Genomic DNA, 18,829 nt, shown 5'->3' with positions numbered 1-18,829 from the left:
CATTCATGATGCAGATCGTGACAGCTAATAAGGTGAACCGCAGTGTCAAACTCTTTATAGAGAGACTTTCACGACAGAAAAACCTCCCTGGTCCATGTAGGAATCAAGGAGGTTACAATCATTATTTCACGTCAAGCCACTTGAAACTTGCATCGGCACCGAACGGGTGACGGTACATGTTCTCGATGTTTGAACGCTCTAAGTATGCCTCACCTTTTTGATAAATCGGAGCGATGGCAAAGTCTTCTTCGAGAAGGATGCGTTCTGCTTCTTGCATTGCTTCCCAACGTTTCATCTGATCGGCTTCTTTCTTCGCAGATTGAATCAACTGATCATATTCGTCATTCGAGTACTCCATACGGTTAAACGGTCCGTCTGTGACCCACATGTCGAGGTATGTCATCGGATCCTGATAGTCAGGGCCCCAACCAGCTGCAGAAACGTCATATTCGCCTTTCCCTTCAAGATCAAGGAAGTTTTTGAACGGTTGCTGTTTGATGTTAAGTGTCAAACCAGGCAAGTTCTTCTCAAGTTCGCCTTTGATGAACTCGTTCACTTTCTTGAATGCTTCTTCGTCACGTGAGAGGAACTCGAGTTCGATTGTTTCAACACCTAATTCTTCTAATCCTTTTTCCCATGCGGCTTTTGCTTCATCTACGTTGTAGTTGAGGAGGTCTGGATACTTCTCACGGAAGTCAGCTCCGTCTTCTGTGAACGTGAAGTCTTTCGCTACGATATAGTTCGCCGGTTGCGATCCGTCTGTTAAGATGACATCTGTCACACTCTGTTTGTCGAATCCTTTCGCAAGTGCTTCACGGATGTTGACGTTTTGGAGCGCTTCGTTCTTTTGGTTGAAACGAAGGAAGTTGATTCGAGCATCGGCACGCGTTTTGAACTCGTCGCTGTCTTCGAATTGCGGAACGAATTCAGAAGAGAGGAGCGTGTAGTCCGCTTCACCCGACTCGAACAAGTTGACCCCAGTCGATACGTCTTTTACGACTTTGACGTTGATCGTGTCCATCTTGACGTTTTCAGCATCCCAATATTCAGGGTTCTTCTTGTAAACCCATCCTGCATTGTCTTGCCACTCGCTCAAGACGTAAGGTCCATTATAGAGTGTCTTGTCGACAGATGTTGCGAACTCTTCGCCTTGCTCTTCGACGTACTCTTGTTTTTGCGGCATATACGTTGGGAATCCAGTCAATCCTAAGAAATAAGGAGCTGGTGCTTCCAATTGTACTTCAAGCGTTTTCTCGTCAATCGCTTTTGCACCGAGGTTGTCGAGCGACATTTCACCTGCAAGGATTTTGTTCGCGTTTTTCAAGTCTTGAAGAATATAGGCATACTCCGCACCTGTTTCAGGATTGAGGGCACGTTTCCAAGAGTAAACGAAGTCTTCAGCTGTAATTGGAGAACCGTCCGACCAGTTTGCGTTACGTAACTTGAACGTGTATGTAAGCCCATCCTCGGATACTTCGACATCTTCGGCAATCCCCGGTGTCGGTTGGTTGTTCTCGTCTAGACGATACAATCCTTCGAACACGTTGTTTGTCACGATGACCGATGTCGAGTCTGTTGTAAGTGTCGGATCGAGCTGCGGCAAGTCCGTCGCCGATACCATTGTGATTTCTTTTTTCGCATCGTTCGAAGATGAACCTTCTGAACTTGATGAGTCATCTCCTGTGCTACAGGCAGCCGTCGCCAATAATGCGACCCCCGATAACGCTAACCATTTTTTGTTACGCATCATACAACCTCCCGAAAATTCTGATAATTTAGAATATGTTGTAATTAAACTACATCTGACATGAATATGCAATGGAATTTTTCAAATTATCCGAAAATATAAACTTATTCAGAATGACTATTCAGCAATCCTTGCAGGAAGTAGAATAAAAAAATCTACGAATGATTATACAATATTTTTGTATAGTTATTCGTATAGACAGAGTAGTAGTGGAGGCGTTAACTTGAAACAACATTCAGCCGGAATCGGCTTTTTCGGTCTAGCGGCAATGGTCGTTGGGACTATGATTGGTGGAGGTGCGTTTAACTTGCCTGGTGCCATGGCACAAGGGTCAGGGGTCGGACCAGTTTTAATTGGATGGGGAATTACGGGGGTCGGCATGATTATGCTCGCCTTTGTCTTTCAGTTTTTAGCCAACACGCGGCCAGAGCTAGAAGGTGGAATTTATGCTTATGCCCGTGAAGGCTTCGGGAAGTTTGTTGGATTCAACAGCGGCTGGGGATACTGGATGTCGGCTTGGATTGGGACGGTAGCCAACATCACGTTGATTTTCAGTACATTGGCTTATTTTTTCCCTGTTTTCTCAGCAGAACACCGACTGTTTCGCTTGTTCGTGAGTGTCGTTCTGATTTGGGGTTTATTTTGGCTCATTTCACGCGGGATGCGTGAAGCGGCACTTCTCAATATCGTAACAACGATTGCGAAACTCGTTCCGATTATCTTGTTTATCGTGTTGATCGTATTCGCCTTTCGAATCGATACGTTCCAAGTCGATTTTTGGGGAGAAACAGGGTTTGTTTGGGCGGATGTGTTTCCACAAGTGAAGTCAACGATGCTCGTCACACTTTGGGCGTTTGTCGGGATCGAGGGAGCGGTCGTGTTGTCGTCGCGCGCACGTCATAAAAAAGATGTCGGTCGTGCCACGGTCATTGGTCTGATTGGAACTTTATTGATATATATGATGATTTCCATCTTCTCGTTTGGTGTCATGACACAGGAGCAACTCGCTGCGTTGCCTGAACCGTCGATGGCATATGTGTTAGAAGCGGTCGTCGGCCCGTTCGGCGCAACATTGATTAACATCGGACTGCTCGTGTCATTAACAGGCGCATTGCTCGGCTGGACGATTTTAGCGACGGAGATTTCGTACGTAGCGAGCCGAGATGGGGTGTTTCCGAAAGTATTTCACCGTTTGAATGCGAACGAGACACCGGTAAACGCGCTATTCATCACCCAAGCGTTCACTCAAGTCGTTACGGCCATCGCCTTGTTTTCAGAACAGACGTATCTCGTGCTTTCAAGCATCGCTGGAATCGCAGCACTCGTTCCTTATCTATTCTCGGCACTCTATGGATGGATGGAGGCGAAGCGGACGACGTCGCTACGGTTGATGGTCGTTTGCGGGATTGCCTCGCTATACGCCGCCTGGTTACTCTACGCTTCGGGAGTCGAGTATGTCTTGATTGCGATGATTCTATACGCACCCGGCATCTTCGTCTTTCTTTTGGCAGAACGGGAACAAGGACGACCATTTTTGACCCGTACCCAGTCGTTGATTGCCTTGATTATTCTATTATGTGCGACCTATGGCATTTATGGGCTTTGGACAGCCACAATCGCCCTATAAGAAAACTCACCGGCGCCTCAAGCGTTCGGTGAGTTTTTTGATGATCGGAGTAATTGTTCGATTACACTTGGTGAAGCAGGTCTCGCATATAAATAGCCCTGGAAAGAATCGCAATCTGTCGACTTTAAGTGTGCCAACATCTCTTCATCTTCGACTCCCTCTGCGACGACGTGGAGATTTAAACTCTTCCCAAGATGGACGATGACATCGAGGAGATGAGATTTGGATGCCATCCAATCATCGAGAAAGACTTTATCGATTTTGAGTTCATCGACCGGGAAGGACTTCAAATACTGCAAGGACGAGAAGCCTGTTCCGAAATCGTCAATCGACAGTCGATAGTTCAAGCGCTTGATTTGTTCCATGCGTTCGATGATTTCATCGGTCTTTTGCATGACGAGACTTTCCGTGATTTCCAAGATGACGTCTGCTGGGTCGAGCTGGAGTTGTTGCTTGATGTTTCGTAACGTATTCAAAAAACTGTCACTCCGAAATTGATTAGGCGAAATGTTGATTGCCATCGAAAGCGGTTGATCGAACTCGGCTTTCCAGGCTTTCAGTTGTTTCGTTGCCTCTAAGATGACCCAGTTGTTGATGGGAACGATGAGTGCCATCTCTTCCGCGAGCGGAATGAACTCTGAAGGCGGGATTTGTCCGAGTTCTTCATGATGCCAACGAAGGAGTGCCTCAAAACCGATGAGACGGTCTGTGGCGAGTTCATACTTTGGCTGATATTCAAGATAAAAATGCTTTTCTTCAAGAGCTCGATACATCGCCTTCTCAATATGGATCTGTCTAGAGAAGGCAGCATCCATATCCTTTGTCACGAATTGAATCGTACCGACGCCAATCTGTTTCCCTTTGAAGAGGGCACTTTCAGCACGTGTATACAGTTCCTCGAGCGAACTTGCCGATGACGGATAAAACACGCATCCAATCGAAATCGATACCATGATGGAGTGATGGTAAATCCGGAACGGACGTTGCAGCTCGTGTTGTAGATGTCGAAGTACTTGGAACACTTCTTCCTTAGATTCCTCGAAGAACATGACACCGAACAGTCCGCCCGTAGGATGGAATAAAAGAGCGGATTCCGGAATGAGATGAAGTGCGCGCTCCTTGATTTGAATCAGGAGTTCGTTCCCGACACGAGAGCCGAATGATTCATTGATGATTTTGAAGCGGTCGATATCAAACAAGGCAATATGAAAGAGTCCTTCTCGCTCGTCGATTTGCTGAAGGATGGAGTCGTAACGACGTAAAAACCCTTTCTTATTATAAAGTCCGGTCAACTCATTTTGATAAGCGAGGGACTGGACTTCCTTTTCAAGGCGTTTCTTTTCCGACACATCAAATCCGAAGGCGGTATATTGAATCACTTCATTCTTCTCACTAACAATTGGTACGACAGTCAAGTTGAGCCAACACGGCTCTGACTCATGTTGCTTACAGGAGATCGGCATCTCGCCGTTCCAAACTCTATTCGTCGCTAGAGATTTTAAGACGTTACGCGAAATCTCGTCTTGGTCACTCGAATCATGGATGAGATTGAACCATTCGTGGCCGATTAGCTGTTGCTCCGTCGCATCGAGTAGACTGCATAACGATGGGTTGATATCCACAATCTCCCCTTTCGCATTTGTCGCCAAGTAATGCGTGGACTGTTTGATCATCTCTTGAAAATGATGAAGTAGATTGAATTGTTCTGTACTGATGAGAGGTCCAAATCCTTTTGGGAGAAACGCTAAAAAATAGCCATAGATTTTCTCGAGCGAAAACGATTGTAAGTAGGCAGTCGCATAAATGACGGAACCATCCTTATGTTGAAACGGTGTCATTGCCGTTGTCGAGAATGGGTATTGAAGGAGGAGTGGTGACCACGTCTCGAGTGCATGGTCAAGCTGCTGGACGACCGGCAGCGGTTGATGGAGGACTTCTTGACGTTCCCAGCCGAATAGAATCTCGGCGTGTTCATTCCATAATAGGACCGTACCATCTTGAGAAATATAACAACACGGGACAGACAAAGCATCGATGAACTGATCTACCGATAAATCACGCAATGAAGCCACATCATTTCCTCCAATCTGTCATGCGAAAAGCATATTCTAATGTCAGTGTACCTTAATTTGCCAATTCAAGGAATGCTTAAGTTCGTCATTGTCAAAAGAAACAGGGACGTCATATACTGAAAGAGTAAGATAGTTTTGAATAAGGGGGAAACAATATGTCAAAAACACATGAAGTGATTGAGTTGACAGAGAAGTTCGGGGCACATAACTATCATCCACTACCGATTGTCATTTCGGAGGCGAAAGGGATTTGGGTAACCGATCCTGAGGGGAATCGCTACATGGATATGTTAAGTGCATACTCTGCTGTCAATCAGGGACACTGTCATCCAAAGATCATCCAAGCGCTTAAAGATCAAGCGGATAAGATCACGTTGACGTCGCGCGCTTTTTATAACGATCAACTCGGACGTTTTTACGACAAAGTGGTAACGCTTACAAAGAAACAGATGGTGTTACCGATGAACACGGGTGCTGAAGCGGTCGAGACGGCCGTGAAGACAGCACGTCGTTGGGCATATGACGTGAAGGGCATTCCGGGACAAGCGGAAATCATCGTCTGCTCAGGAAACTTCCATGGACGGACGATGGCTGCTGTGTCGATGTCGACAGAAGCGGAATATCAGCGTGGATTCGGACCATTATTGCCAGGGTTCAAAGTTGTGCCATACGGTGATATCGACGCGTTCGAAGCGGCGATCACAGAGAATACAGCGGCGTTCATCGTTGAACCGATTCAAGGGGAAGCTGGAATCATCATTCCACCGGCTGGTTATTTGAAGCGGGCATCTGAACTCTGTAAAGAACATAATGTCCTCTTCGTCGCAGATGAAATTCAGTCTGGACTTGGTCGTTCTGGAAAGTGGTTTGCCATCGAGTGGGAAGACGTCACACCGGATATGTATATTCTCGGAAAAGCACTCGGAGGCGGAGTCTTCCCAATCTCATGTGTTGCAGCTGATCAGGAGATTCTTTCGGTCTTCAACCCAGGCTCGCACGGGTCGACGTTTGGTGGAAACCCGCTTGCTTCGGCTGTCTCCGTCGCGGCTCTTGAAGTGTTAGAAGAAGAAAACCTACCGGAACGCTCGCTAGAACTCGGGGCGTACTTCATGGATCGCTTGAAGTCGATCGACAATCCGATGATTCGTGACGTTCGCGGACGTGGACTCTTTATCGGCATTGAGTTGACGGAGTCGGCTCGTCCTTACTGTGAGGCGCTAAAAGAGCGAGGACTTCTCTGTAAAGAAACACATGAGACCGTGATTCGATTGGCACCACCGCTCGTGATCACGAAAGAAGAACTCGACCAAGCGTTCGAAGCGATTGAAGCCGTTTTGGCGCCAGCAGCTATTTCGTAAATGAAGACAGCTTGATATAATCGTTTTAGCTCAATCGACACCTGCGTTGCAGGTGTCTTTTTCGTGGAGGAGGAATTCAATGCTGTACGTATACGTTGGACTAGCAGGGGCGGTCGGTGCTTTGGCTCGCTATGGACTCGGCTTGATGGTCGATTCACTGGGATCAAGTGTGTTTCCCGTCGCAACTCTTCTGACTAATCTCATCGGTAGTTTTTTGTTGGGGTGGTTGACACACATGTTTCTTCGAACAGGCAAACCTTCTCCTCAATTCGTCACCATTGTAGGGACCGGAATGATCGGTTCCTTCACTACATTCTCTACGTTTAGTGTTGAAACGATTCGATTATTAGAGGAAAGTCGAATCGGGCTGGCGCTTCTATACGTCTTTCTGAGTATCACGCTTGGACTCGGGAGCTCATGGCTTGGTTATCGTGTCGGCGTGAGACGAAAAGGTGAGGTGAAATAGAGTGACAATCATGTGGATTGCGACAGGTGCCTTTTTTGGTGCGATGTGTCGTTTTGCTATCGGTCAACTGATGAAACGGTGGTCTGATTCCACCTTTCCATTTGCAACATTATTCGTCAATGTGTCGGGTTCGTTTGCTCTTGGGTATTTATATGCCCACACGAGCCATCCGTCGCTCCTTCTCTTTTTAGGGATTGGATTTTTAGGGTCGTTTACGACGTTTTCGACTTTGAAACTTGAATTGATGCGGTTTGCGACAAAAGACTGGATTCGATTCGGACTTTATCTCCTTGCGACATATCTGTTTGGAATACTGGCTGCTTATATCGGATGGTCCATCTAAAACAACGCCCCTTCCATTTCGAAGGGGCGTTGTTTTATTCTGCAAGTTGAAGCTTCTCGGTACATGAAGCACAAGTCGTTTCGTATGACTCGCACTGTTCATCCATATGCTTCCCGCATTCCTGGCACGTTTTGTCCGGTAGTTTTTGATAAAACTCGACAGATGATTCGAGTCGGCTTGCCCATTCATTCATATGAAAATGCCTCCTTCGTAGATGTGTCACGGTATTGGTTGTTATCATGATTGTATTATAACAGGTGGCGTAAAGTCAACTATAATATATAACAGATATATTCGGGATTTTTTGCTACACTATACTCATCAAAAGACGAGGTGAAAAAAATGAAAGTGCCACAGTGTGAAACGATTGGGATTCAATCTGAGGACGTTCCAACGCTACAAACCGCCTTGGCGCAATTAGATGCGCCTCGAGTCAGTCGTTTGTTTAAAGCATTCGCTGATCCGACCCGTTTAAAAGTGCTGTATGTGTTGACGCTCGAACACGAACTATGTGTATGCGATGTGGCCGCCGTTATCGGCCACTCTAACGCGACCGCATCTCACCATTTACGGACGTTACTCGAACAAGGGTTGGTAAAGTATCGTAAAGAAGGGAAAGTCGTTTATTATTCATTGGATGATGAACACGTAAGACAGCTCGTTGAAATTGCATTGACGCATAGTGAAGAACAAAAAGACGTTTAAGTCCAATGACCGTCCCTCGAATGGGGACGGTCATTTTTTTGGTACTTGTCTTCGATTAAAATTCACGTTACGATATATTCAAATGAACGTTTGAATGTTGGGGGGATATGATGAAAAATCGAGACGTACTACCTGTGTCCGGTATTACCTGTACGAATTGTGCAGCTAAGATTGAGCGAGATGTATCGAAACGTGAAGAAGTCGCATCTTGTCAAATTGATTTTGCGACGAGTCGTATGGTGATTGAGTGGGTGGACCAGTCAAACCGTGACAAGACGCTTCAGTCGATTGAGCAGACGATGGGACGGATTGAACCGGGAGCAAAGTTTGTTAAACAAGACGACGATCAAACCGTAGGACGAGATTGGATGCTTTGGAGATTCCTTATGGCTGCTTTTATTTTTTCAATTGCCATTTGGACAGATTCGACTTTAGGATTCATTGCGGCATATTCACTTGCTGGCTACGACGTCGTATACGGTGCGATCCGGAACGTATGGAACCGGGAATGGTTTGACGAGAAATTTTTAATGACCATTGCGACAATCGGGGCATTCGCCATTTCAGAATACCCGGAAGCGGTAGCAGTCATGCTGTTTTATCAGCTCGGTGAATACGTGCAAGGACGGGCGGTACGCGCCTCCCGAAAATCGATTCAGTCCTTGTTGAATATGAAACCGACCCGAGCGCGTGTACTCGAGGCGGGTCAGGAAATGGAACGATTGCCGGAAGACGTGTCGGTTGGGTCACATCTCGTCATTCGTTCAGGAGAACTAGTCCCGATGGACGGATTCGTCGTGAGTGGGGCGAGTTCCCTAAATACATCGTCTTTGACAGGTGAATCCGTTCCAAGGCAAGTGAGCGCGGGCGAGGAAGTGTTGGCAGGTATGGTCAATATCGAGGGGCGTCTCGTCGTTGAAACGACGAAACTTGCGGCTGAGTCGAGCCTTCAAAAAATGATTGCTCTCGTCGAAGAGGCGAATGGAAAGAAAGCAAAGACGGAACAAATGATCACACGATTGGCAAAAGTCTACACGCCGATTGTGGTAGTCATGGCGACACTTGTCGCATTCGTTCCACCCTTGTTTGTAGGGGACTTGAATGAATGGATTTACCGGGCCTTGATTTTTCTCGTCATCAGTTGCCCGTGTGCACTTGTGATTTCTATCCCGTTAGGTTATTTCGGGGGGATCGGTTCTGGATCGAAACAAGGGATTCTTGTAAAAGGTGGCGAGTTCCTTGACACGTTGACTGAAGTGGATACAGTGGTCTTCGACAAAACAGGGACATTGACGACCGGACGATTTGAAGTGACCGATGTCGTGACGACAGACGGTATCACCGTTAATGAACTGTTACATTTAGCTGCTCGGGTCGAACGAGCATCCAATCATCCTCTTGCGCAAGCAATCGTCCGTCGTGCTGGGGAGGTTCAAGCGTTTGAATCGATTCAAGAGGAGCCAGGATATGGTCTCCGTGCACGAGGTGGTGACGACGAGGTGTATGTAGGGAGTGCCCGTTACATGGAACGGTTAGGTCAAGTGATTGCAGATTCGTCAATCGGGACGAATGTACATGTGATGAAGAATAATCGTTGGCTTGGACGAATCGAACTGATGGATACGGTAAAGCCGGATGCGATGGCTGCAATCGAACAATTGAAACGAATCGGAATCCAGACGGTCATGCTATCTGGAGATCGTCGAGAAGTCGCTACAAAAATTGGCAAGCAACTCGGATTGGATGAAGTACGAGGGGAGTTGCTTCCGCACGAGAAAGTGGAGGCAATCGAACGGATGCTCGGAACGCGTAAAGTTGCTTTCGTCGGGGATGGTATGAATGATGCGGCGGCTTTGGCCCGGGCAGACGTCGGTCTCGTCATGGGTGGCGTCGGAAGCGATACAGCAGTCACGGCGGCGGACGTGGTATTGATGCATGATGCGCCAACGGATGTCATTCGGGCCATTGAGCTAGGCAAACGAACGAAGCGCGTCGTCTGGCAAAATATTTTCCTTGCCTTTGGAATCAAAGCACTTGTCATGCTTTTAGGATTGTTCGGCATCGCAACGATGTGGGAAGCGGTATTTGCGGACGTGGGAGTGGCGCTTCTTGCCATCGCGAACGCGACGCGGTTACTTCGTATGACATCATGAAAGAAGTGTCTCGGTTTTGTACCTGAGACACTTCTTTTTTTATTCGATTCTGTCGTGATGCGTTTTAATGCGCAACAACATAAAGGTGAGGATGACAATAATAGCAAGAAGTAAAAAAGTGATGGTGAAAAGGACTTGTGTCAAGAAAGATACTTGATTCTCTGCCGCAATCAACTCTTTATGAATGTCTTTGTATTGCATTTGTTTGAGAGACCGTAAATCTTCTAAAATCGTTTGCCGAAGTTCTGTCATCGTTTCTGCGACAGCCGTCGCTTTCACTAAGTCGCCTTCTTCATAGATGACGAGAACGCGGTCGGCTTCCTTTTCCCAAATGGCATCTCGTTCGAGTAAATCGAGGACAGAGCTCGGTGTGTCCGGGTCATCGATGATGGATTGTTTAAGGTCTTTGGCTTGTCGAGACATGCTATAGTACATCTCTAAAAAGTGTCGGTCTTCATATGCGAGTAATCCACGGATGGCATTTGCCCGTTCGACGTTATAATACATCACGTCTTCAATCGATTCATAGGAGTCGAGTTGTTCGCCTTGAATGGTTTCGAGACGCTCATTTGTTTCTTTCAATTGAAAAATAAAAATAAAAATAATCGAAATAGATAAGATTGATAAACTGATCCATAATAAAATCCACTTTCGTTGTGACATCGTGACCCTCCTTTCTTCTACATCGTACATGATTTTTTTTAAAACGACAGAAAATATTTTTTTGAAAAAGGAAAAAACGGGGAAATGTATAATCATTAAGAGTAGTGTCTCTTGATGAGAGAAGACAATTAGATGCATAAGGAGAGTCAGTATGGCAGAGAACTCGACGTTACACAAGCTGTGCCAGGTTTTACGAAACAAGCGAACCAATCTTACCTATGAGATTCCGAGTCTTTGGAATCGCATGCGTTTCCATTCCGAGCCGGTTCGAGATGGGGTGGAACGTGTCAATCCGTATGATTTTTTGTTGGAAACGATTGAAAAAACGATTTTCCCGTATGCACATGAAAGTCGCGACTATCGTACTTCCATTGCGCTTGCAGACGGACATTTACAAACCGGAGGGGATTGGATCAAACGGGCATCGGTTTACTCCATGCAAGTTCGTACATCGACCTCATGGGACCACGATGGGTCGGGTTACGTTGAAATGGAGAATTCAGTGGGAATGAAAGACACAGGCACTTTTGTGAAAGCGCTTGCATTGATTCCACATCTTCTCTATATGGGGATCGATACATTATTCCTCTTACCGATTTCGCAACACAGCCATAAAAACAAGAAGGGTGAATTCGGTTCTCCTTATGCCGTGCAAGACTTTTTCGCAATCGATGAAGAGTTGAAGGAAACGTTAACTGGTGACGAGATGACGGTCGAAGAAGAATTTGCCGCATTCGTGGAGGCCTGTCACATGGTAGGGATTCGTGTCGTCATCGATGTCATCCCGCGGACGTGTGCCCGAGATAACCGTCTCATCTTAGAAAACCCGGAATGGTTTTACTGGATTCCCTTGACGGAAGTCGATTACTATCATCCGCCATATGTTCCGGGCATTGGGGAGAACGTCAAACCGGAATTTGCTTTCTTGCCGATGGTGTATAACTCAGAAGACGTATGGCAACACTTGCGACGGTTTTCCATGGCACCGAACTTGATTGATGCGGAGAAGTGGGGTCGTGTACGTAACACGTTGCTCGAGCATCCAGAAGAAAACGTATTGGCGATGATTGAACGAGAGTTCGGATTGACAACTGCACCTGCTTTCTCGGATTGTATCAATGACCCGCAACCACCATGGTCAGACGTAACCTATTTCCGACTTTTCTTAGACCATCCGCTTGCAGCGGCACCTTATGTGAACGATGCGAACATTGCGCCTTATATTCTGTTTGACTCGATCAAATCCAATCAATTCCGAGGAAATGAGATCAATGAACCCCTTTGGGAGATGCTCGCTGACATCATTCCTCACTATCAACGGGCATACGGTATAGATGGGGCGCGTATTGATATGGGTCATGCCCTTCCGGTTGATTTAGCACAACGAATTTTGGAACAACCGCGTGCCATCGATTCGAATTTCAGCTTTATCGCTGAAGAACTCATCGAGTCTGGAGCCTGGGCGGCGAAGGATGCTGGCTATAACATGATTATCGGATATGGCTTCTATAAAGAACCGCGATTCAACACGCATGAAACTCATCAATTCTTATATGATTCACGCTTTTTACCTCTACCAGTATTTGCGGCAGGTGAAACGGCCGATACACGTCGTCTCGCGACACGGGAAGGTGGACGAAAGGCAAGTCGCTTGTTGACGGTGTTAAACGGATTTATGCCAAACGGGGTCCCGATGACGAACTCGGGGCTTGAATTGTATGAGACACAACCGATGAACACTGGACTCGATTGTCGACCGGAAGAGGCGTATCAACTCTTCCCGACGGACCCTTATTTCGGCAAGCTTGCGTTTTTTGATGCATATCAGTTTCATTGGGACCATCCAGAACGGGATGAAATGATTGAAGTGATGCATCAAGTGGCTGAAATTCGACGTCGATGGTTGGATGTGCTCGTTGATCCGAATCACTTTGAACCGCTCGTTTTAAATGAACCGTTCGCCACATTCATTGGATTCGCTTGGTTACGGCCAGAAACGAATGATACATTGCTCGTCGTAGCGAATACGAACATGATTGATACGTTACGAGGAGTCGTCACGCTTGATGGGGTAAGACGTCGAAATTGGAATGCGAGTCGTTTTGCGGAGATGGTCTATTCACCTGACTCATGGCCGTATCCGGAGCATTCGTTTGATGACAATTGGAATCTCGTCGTCGATTTGAAACCGGGAGAAGTCAAAGTGTACGAGATGAGATGAAAAAACGCCTTGGACCGAATAACCGGTTCAAGGCGTTGTGTGTTTCATGTAGTAAATGACAAATTCATCGAGCGGCATCGGTTTCGCATAGCGATATCCTTGCATGGAATCGCATCCGATTTTACGAAGGAACGTCTCCTGGTACTCGGTTTCGACACCTTCGGCAACGAGCGCCATACCGAGTTGGCGTGCCATGGCGACAATGGTCGTCGTGACCATTTGATATTCGCGATTCTCTTCAAGCTGCATCGTGAACTCACGAGGGATCTTCAGTTCATCGATTGGATAGCGGACAAGGTATGCGAGTGAACTGTACCCTGTTCCGAAATCATCGATGGACAGCTTGATGCCGAGTGCTTTTAATTCTAAAATGCGATTTAATACACGATCTGAGTGATGTGCGGCAACGGTTTCCGTCAATTCAAAATTAAGGCGTGACGGCTCAATCGGGAACCGTTCGAATAGTGTTTTTAAATAATCAATCAAATGTTCATCGAACAACTGACGGACGGACAGGTTAACGGATAGTTTTGGTAAGTGGATGTCCCCTTGTTCAAACACGTGGATTAATTGGAATGTTTCATGAATCATCCAACGACCTAAATCCTGAATGTGTCCCGTTTCTTCAGCGATCGGAATGAACTGGCTTGGCGGAATGAACGCACCGTTATGTTGCCAGCGCATGAGCGCCTCTGCTCCGATGATTGCCTTCGTCGAGGCATCGACTTGAGGCTGAAGGAAAAGGGAAATCTCGCCTTTTTCAAGTGCGGTTTCAAGCCCTTCCATCAACACTTTCCGCTCTTCCTTGTCCTCCCGTAACTCTGGTTCGAACATGACGGTTTCGTCACGACCTTTGTCTTTCGCGCGATACATCGCCAAATCGGCATTCGAAAGCAAGTGCTTTAATTTTTTCCCGTGCTCCGGGAAGCGGACAATCCCGATCGAGGCATGTACTTCGACGAGTGTCCCGGCCATATAATACGGGGGACGATAGACAAGTCGCCGCAATCGTTCCGTCAACATCTCATCGTCTCCATGTTCCGCGACGACGATAAACTCATCGCCCCCGAGTCGCCCGGCATATTCGTTCGGCAAGAGTGCAGTCCGCAGCCGTTTTCCGATATGTTGTAATAACTGGTCACCCATATGATGACCGAATTGATCATTGATTTCTTTAAATCCATCCAAATCGGAAAACATCAATGTGAACGTACGCCCTTCCTCGATCAAGCGTTCGATTTGCTCTTGAAGTGCGTAGCGGTTATGAAGACCGGTCAAACTATCGAATTTAGCTTGATACAGAATTTGTTCTTGTTGCTCGATCATCTGGGTGATGTCTTTAGCGATAGCGTAGATGCCCTCGACTTCTCCCTCGATGATCATTGGGACGTTGACCAATTGCCAGACGCGTGTTTCCCCTTCGTCGGTCATCACACGCACATCGATTGTTCGGGGACGACCGTTCGTCAACTCTTGAAGAATGATGGTATAAGGTGCACGGTCTTTCGATTCAATGATGTCTAAGATGTTCGAGCCGAGTAGTGTTTCGGTTGTCAGTCCTAAGATAGAGCTGCCGGCCTCGTTGACAGATAACACTTCGCCATGCAAGTCGAATAAGAAAATCGGTTCTGAATGGTAGGCAAAAAGCGAACGGTATTGCTGTTCACGAATTTCTAATTCATGTGCCTTCGTCGACACGGCAACTTCCAAATCTGTGTTGACGGAATGCAAGCGATGACTGATGAGTGCGTTCTGTTTGGAGACGACAAACTGACGAATGAGCAACAAGAGGACGGCATTTGCAATCATCGAGTCCATCACGGATGTTCCGAGAAGACGATCGGAAGCGAGTAAAAACATCATGACGACCACACTATACAGCACATAATCGACAATGGAATCGTAGGCAAGTACATCTTCCGATACATCATCGACCCAGTAGCTGATCGAGATGGTCAAGATACTACTGATTTGTAAAAGGTGAATCACTTCATGTGTGATTCCCGAAAAGACAAACAGCGTGTTAGCAATCGATGCAATCGTGAATCCAAGAATTCCGATGAGCAATAAAATGCGGAACTGTTGACCAGCTGAGACGACTCGATTTAAGTACAGGAATGCGAGCATCATATAGAGGCTGATGAGTAACATCTGCTCTTCAAATCCGCTCAACTGTGACACGAGCGAGACGGCTTGCGTTGAAAAGAACCAAATATGAAGTCCGCCAATCAAAAGGAAACTAAACAGGGCGATTAAATCGAATGTGCGCAGTTTCAAAGTACGAAACTCAATCGATTGCGTGATGACGATTAAAGCCATGATTAAATAAAAGAAATTTTGAAGGAACAACAAGGACTGCGTATTGTCGTTGATTGAATGATAGTGCATCAATAAGTACAGCGTGAAACATACATTTCCTGCACTAATCAAAATATGGATAAAACGCCGCATCCCTCTATGTTTAAAGATTGCTACTCCGCTAAAACCAATCGCGGCCCCGGATATGACGAGATAATAGATGAACAACGTGATCTGTCGTAAGTCGTGCGGGGTTAAAAATAAAAATAAAAGTCCGGTAGAAAAAGTTCCGATGAGAATCGCCGGAACGTATTGGCGCAACGAGTAAGCAGACAACTCATGCACCTCCTTCTGTATATGTATGGGGCTCTTATTTATTATCGGAACAGGTGAACAAAGATTACACAAAAAAATCGACAACAATCTATATTGTTGTCGAAAATTTTAGATTTACAGTGTATAGGAGTGTTCTTTAAAGTTTCCGACGACTGAATCGATTTCAGACACAGTGACAAACGCCTCAGAATCGATTTCAGACACGATTTGACGAAGGCGTGGGATTTCATTGTTCTGGACGACGACGTACAGCATTTTTTTCGAATCGTTCGAATATCCGCCTGTCGCATCCATGATGGTGACGCCCCGTTTCAAATTCTGCTTGATGACCAAGTTGATTTCGTCTGCTTTTTGACAAATGATGAAGCATTGCTTTTGGGCAGCGAAGAATTTATGAATCGTAAGCAGCGTTCGGGATCTGACGAAGCTTAACACAAGCGCGTACATGACAGCTTTGATGTCAAAGACGATGAAAACCAACACATAGACGATGATGTCTTGTGTCAGAAAGATTTTAGGCAACGACAAGTTTCGATTATTCATATAGATGACTTTCCCTAGAATGTCGAGTCCACCGGTGGAAGCTCCTGCAAAGAGGAGAAGTGCGAGTCCAAGCCCTGAAACGATTCCGCTGAACACCGAAGCGACGAGCGGATCATCGAGTGGGGTCGGGGGAATCAAGACTGGCAAACTATCGATGAGGATAGAGGAAAGTACGACGACAATTCCTGTCATCAAGATAAATCGACGTCCCAAATATTTTAGTCCCAATAAAAAGAGTGGGATATTAAGCACGAGCTGTGTCAAACCGATGGGAGTTCCAAACAGTTCATTCGTAATCAACGTGATTCCGACGATTCCCCCAGAACCGATTTCGTTTGGTTTGAGCAGTAAGCTGACAAAGACAGACTGAAGGATTGTCCCGGCAATGATGAACAGTACCGTTTCAAGGGCAACCCGTTTTCGAGATTTTGCATACATAGATAATGGCTAGGCCTGACGCCTCCTTTTTGTAAGTCTTCTGCAAGCGTACTGCTACTTTTACCTCATTTCAAGTCTCACATGTCATTATGGAATCGATCGATATCACTCGCTAATTGCTCATGTACGTAATCGATGACTTGAGCATCATCAAAAAGTCCGAGCGGGACATCGTCTGGAATCGCATCGAATGGGGAGACGAAGTACAGGATGGCCGCAACGAGCTCCTCTTGTTTATCTGCTTGCATCTCAAATTGTTCATTGTAAAGCGCGCGTAACATATTCAGCATTTGTTTCATCTGGAAGTAAAGTGTCAGTTCTTCTTCACGCTCGATGTTACTGATTTCATTGGATGCCACATCGACTGTGACTTTTGCGAGTGCGCGTTCACCTTGAACGAGCAAGTCGCCCAATTGTTCTCGGTCGCGGATGTCTTCTTTCGCTTGTTTTAAAAAATGTGTGTATGTTGTTTTCCAATCTGCCATTTGGATTCCTCCTTCTTTCTTCATCTACTAATATGCCCGTTTTTGCGCATTGGTTGCAACTTTTCCTGAAATTTAAGAAAATAAAGATAACTGAAAAGGAGGAACGATACATATGTCTAAGATTTCGATGCCGACAGAGGCAGATTTCGCACGCTATGCAGAATTAGCGGTGAAAAAAGGTGTGAACATTCAACCTGGTCAACAATTAGAAGTACGTGCTGACATCAGTCAGGCACCACTCGTCCGTCACGTGGTGAAGGCTGCTTATGCAGCCGGAGCGAAGCAAGTATTCGTCAACTGGAGCGACGAAGAAACAGGGAAAATCCGTTATTTCAATGCACCAGCGGATTCATTCAAAGAGTTTCCAGATTGGTTGAAGGCCCGTTTTGAGCAATTGGCTGAAGAGAAGACGGCATTCTTGTCAATCGTCAGTGATGACCCGGATGCGTTGAATGGTGTGGAATCGTCACGTATCTCGGATGCGAACCGTGCAGCAGGACAAGCGCTCGCGAAGTGGCGTCAGTATGTGATGAGCGACAACGTGAGCTGGTCAATCGTCGCAGGTGCGTCAGAGGCGTGGGCACAAAAAGTATTCCCGGGACGCGATGATGCGGTTGCGGCATTATGGCAAGCCATCTTCGCAGCGACACGGATGGATCAAGAAGATGTCGTCGCGGCATGGGATAAACACGATCAATCACTCCGTAGCCGTGCGAAGCTGTTGACAGAGAAGAAATATGCGAAGCTTCATTACAAAGCGCCAGGGACGGAACTGACGATCGGACTTCCGAAAAAACACGTCTTCCTTGGCGGTGGCGGCCCGAACGTCGATGGCATCGACTTTATCGCAAACATGCCTACGGAAGAGGTCTTCACGCTCGCAGATAAAGATTCTGTGGAAGGTCACGTATCGAGTACAAAACCACTCAGCTACAGCGGGAACTTGATTGATGAGTTCACCCTTTGGTTTGAAGGTGGGAAAGTCGTCAAAGCGGAGGCGAAAAAAGGGCAAGCGGCTCTTGATGAATTGTTGAATATGGATGAGGGTGCGCGTCGTATCGGTGAAGTAGCGCTCGTTCCGGATGATTCTCCAATCTCGAATTCTGGTCTTCTCTTCTATAACACGTTGTTTGATGAGAATGCATCGTGTCACTTGGCGCTCGGACGTGCGTACTCGACATGTCTCGAAGGGGGTCCTTCGATGTCACAAGAAGAGCTCGCAGCGAACGGGGCGAACGATTCGATGACACACGTTGACTTCATGATCGGGTCAGCCGAAATGAATATCGATGGTGAACGGGAAGACGGGACGCGTGAAGCAATCATGCGTGACGGGAACTGGGTCATCTAAACAAAAGAGCGAATTCCGAAAGT

General features: G+C 46.6%; 15 protein-coding genes. 8 read left to right on the top strand and 7 right to left on the bottom strand.

Annotation, left to right across the window (positions count from 1 at the left end):
- Positions 1-121: 121 nt before the first annotated feature.
- Complete coding sequence (locus KNO73_RS13060; RefSeq protein WP_215112596.1) at positions 122-1,747, bottom strand: peptide ABC transporter substrate-binding protein; 1,626 nt, start codon at positions 1,745-1,747, stop codon at positions 122-124.
- Between the two features lie 223 nt (positions 1,748-1,970).
- Between KNO73_RS13060 and KNO73_RS13055 the strand changes: the two genes are divergently transcribed.
- Positions 1,971-3,374 carry a basic amino acid/polyamine antiporter gene (locus tag KNO73_RS13055; protein ID WP_215112595.1) on the top strand — a complete coding sequence of 468 codons (1,404 nt, stop codon included), beginning with the start codon at positions 1,971-1,973 and terminating at the stop codon, positions 3,372-3,374.
- A gap of 17 nt (positions 3,375-3,391) precedes the next feature.
- Here the strand turns inward: KNO73_RS13055 and KNO73_RS13050 are convergent, their stop codons facing one another.
- The gene (locus tag KNO73_RS13050; protein WP_215112594.1) at positions 3,392-5,446 is read right to left on the bottom strand and encodes a sensor domain-containing protein; all 2,055 of its coding nucleotides are present in this window, start codon (positions 5,444-5,446) and stop codon (positions 3,392-3,394) included.
- Positions 5,447-5,601: 155 nt separating this feature from the next.
- On the opposite strand from KNO73_RS13050, the gene KNO73_RS13045 reads away from it, so the two are divergent.
- From KNO73_RS13045 to KNO73_RS13035, 3 genes are all read left to right on the top strand, one after another.
- Positions 5,602-6,804 (top strand): ornithine--oxo-acid transaminase, encoded by a 1,203-nt coding sequence (locus KNO73_RS13045; protein ID WP_215112593.1) that lies wholly within the window; start codon positions 5,602-5,604, stop codon positions 6,802-6,804.
- Positions 6,805-6,883: 79 nt separating this feature from the next.
- Positions 6,884-7,270 (top strand): fluoride efflux transporter CrcB, encoded by a 387-nt coding sequence (gene crcB / locus KNO73_RS13040; protein WP_214689106.1) that lies wholly within the window; start codon positions 6,884-6,886, stop codon positions 7,268-7,270.
- Positions 7,271-7,280: 10 nt separating this feature from the next.
- Entirely contained in the window at positions 7,281-7,613 is a 333-nt protein-coding gene (locus KNO73_RS13035) for a fluoride efflux transporter FluC (protein WP_078147891.1), read from the top strand.
- A gap of 34 nt (positions 7,614-7,647) precedes the next feature.
- On the opposite strand, the gene yhfH is transcribed toward KNO73_RS13035, so the two are convergent.
- On the bottom strand, positions 7,648-7,806 hold the full coding sequence (gene yhfH / locus KNO73_RS13030) for a protein YhfH (protein ID WP_015880761.1): 159 nt from the start codon (positions 7,804-7,806) through the stop codon (positions 7,648-7,650).
- Between the two features lie 149 nt (positions 7,807-7,955).
- On the opposite strand from yhfH, the gene KNO73_RS13025 reads away from it, so the two are divergent.
- Together KNO73_RS13025 and KNO73_RS13020 are read left to right on the top strand one after the other, a co-directional pair.
- Positions 7,956-8,318, top strand: coding sequence for an ArsR/SmtB family transcription factor (locus KNO73_RS13025; protein ID WP_015880762.1), 363 nt, complete (start codon positions 7,956-7,958; stop codon positions 8,316-8,318).
- A gap of 110 nt (positions 8,319-8,428) precedes the next feature.
- On the top strand, positions 8,429-10,471 hold the full coding sequence (locus tag KNO73_RS13020; RefSeq protein ID WP_215112592.1) for a heavy metal translocating P-type ATPase: 2,043 nt from the start codon (positions 8,429-8,431) through the stop codon (positions 10,469-10,471).
- A gap of 39 nt (positions 10,472-10,510) precedes the next feature.
- On the opposite strand, the gene KNO73_RS13015 is transcribed toward KNO73_RS13020, so the two are convergent.
- Positions 10,511-11,134, bottom strand: coding sequence for a hypothetical protein (locus KNO73_RS13015; protein WP_078146294.1), 624 nt, complete (start codon positions 11,132-11,134; stop codon positions 10,511-10,513).
- A gap of 151 nt (positions 11,135-11,285) precedes the next feature.
- On the opposite strand from KNO73_RS13015, the gene KNO73_RS13010 reads away from it, so the two are divergent.
- On the top strand, positions 11,286-13,355 hold the full coding sequence (locus KNO73_RS13010; RefSeq protein WP_214873797.1) for an alpha-amylase family protein: 2,070 nt from the start codon (positions 11,286-11,288) through the stop codon (positions 13,353-13,355).
- A 27-nt stretch (positions 13,356-13,382) separates the two neighbouring features.
- On the opposite strand, the gene KNO73_RS13005 is transcribed toward KNO73_RS13010, so the two are convergent.
- The 3 genes from KNO73_RS13005 to KNO73_RS12995 form a co-directional block, all read right to left on the bottom strand.
- Positions 13,383-15,998, bottom strand: coding sequence for a putative bifunctional diguanylate cyclase/phosphodiesterase (locus tag KNO73_RS13005; RefSeq protein ID WP_353048432.1), 2,616 nt, complete (start codon positions 15,996-15,998; stop codon positions 13,383-13,385).
- Positions 15,999-16,103: 105 nt separating this feature from the next.
- Entirely contained in the window at positions 16,104-16,970 is an 867-nt protein-coding gene (locus tag KNO73_RS13000) for a YitT family protein (RefSeq protein ID WP_015880767.1), read from the bottom strand.
- Positions 16,971-17,047: 77 nt separating this feature from the next.
- Positions 17,048-17,455, bottom strand: a complete 408-nt coding sequence (locus KNO73_RS12995; RefSeq protein ID WP_015880768.1) for a YkvA family protein — start codon at positions 17,453-17,455, stop codon at positions 17,048-17,050.
- Positions 17,456-17,567: 112 nt separating this feature from the next.
- On the opposite strand from KNO73_RS12995, the gene KNO73_RS12990 reads away from it, so the two are divergent.
- A complete protein-coding gene (locus KNO73_RS12990) occupies positions 17,568-18,806 on the top strand; it encodes an aminopeptidase (protein ID WP_214685517.1) in 1,239 nt (412 codons plus the stop codon).
- Positions 18,807-18,829 lie beyond the last annotated feature (23 nt).

Source organism: Exiguobacterium sp. s83, from assembly GCF_018617095.1.
Lineage (GTDB): Bacteria > Bacillota > Bacilli > Exiguobacteriales > Exiguobacteriaceae > Exiguobacterium > Exiguobacterium profundum.
This window is presented reverse-complemented; position numbering and strand designations above follow the sequence as displayed.